The sequence below is a fragment of the Pseudomonas sp. Sample_24 genome, from assembly GCF_004307605.1.
GTDB lineage: Bacteria > Pseudomonadota > Gammaproteobacteria > Pseudomonadales > Pseudomonadaceae > Aquipseudomonas.
In genome coordinates this window covers 1-3,537 of the sequence record NZ_RCNW01000258.1, presented here as the reverse complement: position 1 = coordinate 3,537, position 3,537 = coordinate 1, and the positions used below count along the sequence as shown (strand labels likewise).

Here is a 3,537-nt window from a genome sequence, read left to right as displayed (position 1 = left end):
CCGACCCAGATCTTGCGCGATTCGCGACGTTTGATTGGAGATTCGCCGTGCATGACTTATTGACCCAACTTCAGGCGAGCAGTCTCGCCACTGGTGAACGGAGCAACATCAACCGCCTGACCGTTGTAATTGACCTGCGCGCCACGGGCATAACCCAGACGTACAGCGAACGGCGGTTTGCCGCTGACGGAAACATTGTCGCCTTTACGCTTGAGACCACTGAACAGCACTTTACCGCCACCGTCGGTCACTTGCGTCCAGCAATCAGCCGTGAACTGAATTTGCACCTGGCCTTGACCGGCAACAGGAGCCGCAGCCACCGGGGCGGGTGCTGGCGTGCTCGGCACGACCGGGGCAGTCACGACCGGCGCTGGAACGACAGGGACTGCAGGGGCTGGCGTGGCCGGTGTGGCGACAACCGGGGCGGCATTATGCGCAGGCGCGGCAGGCGTTGTAGCAGTCGGAGCAGCGGGTGCGGTTGCCGGGGTTTCAGCTGGCACCTCAGCCGAGGTTTCGGCCTGCGGCAATGCCAGAGCAGTCTCGCCTTCGGCCTGACCTTGCGCCACAGCCTGGTCTTCCGGCTCATCCAGCGGATGAATCTGGGTGGTGCCATCGGCGCCTTCGACTTCAACGTGCTCCGGAGTGAGGCCGATCAGGTCCTTGGTGCGCAACGAGGTTTGATCCTGCCACCAGACAAAACCACCGCCAATCACCGCCACCAGCAATAACAGGCTGACGATGCGCAAAATGGTATGGGAAACCCGCACCGGCTCTTCGATTCGACCCAGGCTATGTACGCTGCTGCCTTGGGAGTCGGTACCGGTGGATTGGTCGAATTGCTGAACCAGAACGGCCTGGTCCATGCCGAGCAATTTGGCATAGGCGCGAATATAGCCACGGGCGAAGGTGTGCCCAGGCAGCTTGTCGAACTCACCGGCTTCCAGATTGCTCAGGGAATTGACGGTGAGGTTGAGCTTGAGAGCCACTTCGGCCAGCGACCAGCCATTGCTTTCGCGGGCCTGGCGCAAGGTCTCACCGGGGTTAACGCGATTCGCTGCTACAACTTCGGGATGCGCCGCTTTCATCATTGCTCCGACAGGTATTGCTGATATTCCGGTGTACCGGGATAGAGTCGTTTTAATTGCAGGCCATAACTGGCTGCCTTGTCGCGATCTTCAAACACTTTTGCCAGCCGAACGCCGAGCAATAGACTACGTGCATTTTGCTCTGTGAGCTGGCTAAAACGGTCGTAATAGTCACGCGCGGGCACATAATGCCTGTCTTCGTAAGACAACTCAGCCATTTCCAGCAATGCGCGTGGTTGTTGGCGGTTCAAACGCAAGGCTTTTTCCAGTTGCTGCTGGGCCAACTCACGCTGGCCGAGCATTGAAGCCGTCATGCCCAGGTTCTCGAACACTCGCGAACGCTCAGGATACAGGGTATCGGCGGCGGCCTGCTCGAAGCGCTCGTAGGCTTCTTTATAGCGTTTTTGCTCGAACAGAAAGCTGCCGTAATTATTGAGGATTCGCGCGTCGGCGGGACGAGAAGACAGCGCTTTGCGAAAATGCTCGTCGGCCAGCTCGGGCTCCATTTCGGCCTGAAACACCAGCCCCAGCGCAGCATTGGCATCAGGGTCGGCGCTGTCGAGTTCCAGCGCTTTTTTCAACGGGACCTTGGCGCGCTCGGTCATGCCTTGCTGCAGGTAACCAATGCCCAGTTGCACATAGGCGGCCCGCGCTTCATCACGGCCTTTGCTGGTCTTCATCGGGTTGTAATCGCCCGAAAGCACGCAGCCAGCACACAGGCTGGCCAACAGCAAAAGCAGCGCAAAGCGCAGGGACATAGAGATCCTCTCTTGGTTATTTCGCGGCGTTCTGCGCCATATCGTTGTCGGCGCTGAGTTCACGCACGGCGATATAACGTTCGCTGCGACGGGTGCGATCCAGCACCTGCCCTACCAACTGACCACAGGCGGCGTCGATGTCTTCACCACGGGTGGTGCGGACGGTGACATTGAAGCCGGCATGATGAAGCTGATCCTGGAACCGGCGGATAGCGTTGTTGCTCGGCCGCTCGTACCCGGAATGCGGGAACGGGTTGAACGGGATCAGGTTGATCTTGCACGGAATGTTCTTCAGCAACTCGATCATCTCGACCGCGTGCTCGACCTTGTCGTTGACGTCCTTGAGCAAGGTGTACTCGATGGTCAGCACGCGCTTTTCGCCCAGGGACGACATGTAGCGCTGGCACGACTCGAGCAGCATCTTAAGCGGATATTTCTTGTTGATCGGCACCAATTGGTTACGCAATGCGTCATTCGGTGCGTGCAGGGACAACGCCAGGGACACGTCGATGTGCTTGGACAGCTCATCGATCATCGGCACCACACCCGAAGTCGACAGGGTCACGCGGCGCTTGGAAATGCCGTAGCCCAGGTCATCCATCATCAGGTGCATGGCAGCGATGACGTTGTCGAAGTTCAGCAGCGGCTCACCCATGCCCATCATCACCACGTTGGTGATGGCACGGTCGACGGTCGCCGGGACGCTGCCAAAGGATTTGTTGGCAATCCACACCTGGCCAATGACTTCGGCGGCGGTGAGGTTGCTGTTGAAGCCTTGCTTGCCGGTGGAGCAGAAACTGCAATCCAGGGCACAGCCTGCCTGGGACGAAACGCACAAGGTGCCGCGTTTGCCCTGGGGAATGTACACGGTCTCGACGCAGCTGCCGGACGCCACGCGCACCACCCACTTACGGGTGCCGTCGCTGGAGATGTCCTCGCTGACCACTTCCGGACCACGGACCTCAGCAACAGCCTTGAGCTTTTCGCGCAAGGCCTTGCTGACGTTCGTCATGGCGTCGAAATCATCGACGCCAAAGTGGTGAATCCATTTCATTACCTGACCGGCACGGAAACGCTTCTCCCCGATTGAGTCGAAGAATTTTTCCATTTCCTGTTGAGTCAGCCCCAGCAGGTTGGTTTTTACAGTCGATGTAGTCATGGATTCACCTTCACTCTTTAAGCCAATGCTTAGCGAGTGGTTACTTCAGTAGCTGCGAAGAAGTATGCGATTTCGCGAGCAGCAGCGGCTTCGGAGTCCGAACCGTGAACAGCGTTGGCGTCGATCGATTCAGCGAAGTCAGCACGGATGGTGCCAGGAGCTGCTTCTTTAGGGTTGGTAGCGCCCATCAGCTCACGGTTGCGAGCGATAGCGTTTTCGCCTTCCAGAACCTGAACGACAACCGGACCGGAAGTCATGAAGGCAACCAGGTCACCGAAGAAACCACGAGCGCTGTGCTCAGCGTAGAAGCCTTCGGCTTCGGCTTTGGACAGTTGCTTCAGTTTCGAAGCTACAACGCGCAGGCCAGCGTCTTCGAAGCGAGTGGTGATCTTGCCGATCACGTTTTTAGCAACGGCGTCAGGCTTGATGATGGAGAAAGTACGTTGAACAGCCATGGTGTAACTCCAGAAACGGTAATTTGCGAAAAATTAAACCCGCGAATTATACGCGGGTTCTTGGGTATTGCCTAACCTGC

The 3,537-nt window shown here is 57.8% G+C and carries 4 protein-coding genes; all 4 read right to left on the bottom strand.

Translation table 11 applies throughout. From position 1 onward, the window contains the following. Positions 1–56 precede the first annotated feature (56 nt). From D8V06_RS14385 to ndk, 4 genes are read right to left on the bottom strand one after another with little or no spacing between them, the layout of a single operon-like run. Entirely contained in the window at positions 57–1,085 is a 1,029-nt protein-coding gene (locus D8V06_RS14385; protein WP_130905813.1) for a RodZ family helix-turn-helix domain-containing protein, read from the bottom strand. Next, positions 1,085–1,843 (bottom strand): type IV pilus biogenesis/stability protein PilW, encoded by a 759-nt coding sequence (gene pilW, locus D8V06_RS14380; protein WP_056855165.1) that lies wholly within the window; start codon positions 1,841–1,843, stop codon positions 1,085–1,087. Before pilW ends, D8V06_RS14385 begins: the two co-directional genes overlap by 1 nt. Positions 1,844–1,859: 16 nt before the next feature. After that, positions 1,860–3,002, bottom strand: a complete 1,143-nt coding sequence (gene rlmN, locus D8V06_RS14375; protein ID WP_056855164.1) for a 23S rRNA (adenine(2503)-C(2))-methyltransferase RlmN — start codon at positions 3,000–3,002, stop codon at positions 1,860–1,862. A gap of 29 nt (positions 3,003–3,031) precedes the next feature. Continuing rightward, a complete protein-coding gene (ndk, locus tag D8V06_RS14370; RefSeq protein WP_039765715.1) occupies positions 3,032–3,457 on the bottom strand; it encodes a nucleoside-diphosphate kinase in 426 nt (141 codons plus the stop codon). Positions 3,458–3,537 lie beyond the last annotated feature (80 nt).

Excerpts from the sequence above, each read along its gene's own strand:
- pilW (WP_056855165.1), bottom strand. The coding sequence starts at position 1,843 with ATGTCCCTGCGCTTTGCGCTGCTTTTGCTGTTGGCCAGCCTGTGTGCT.
- D8V06_RS14385 (WP_130905813.1), bottom strand. The coding sequence starts at position 1,085 with ATGAAAGCGGCGCATCCCGAAGTTGTAGCAGCGAATCGCGTTAACCCC.
- rlmN (WP_056855164.1), bottom strand. The coding sequence starts at position 3,002 with ATGACTACATCGACTGTAAAAACCAACCTGCTGGGGCTGACTCAACAG.
- ndk (WP_039765715.1), bottom strand. The coding sequence starts at position 3,457 with ATGGCTGTTCAACGTACTTTCTCCATCATCAAGCCTGACGCCGTTGCT.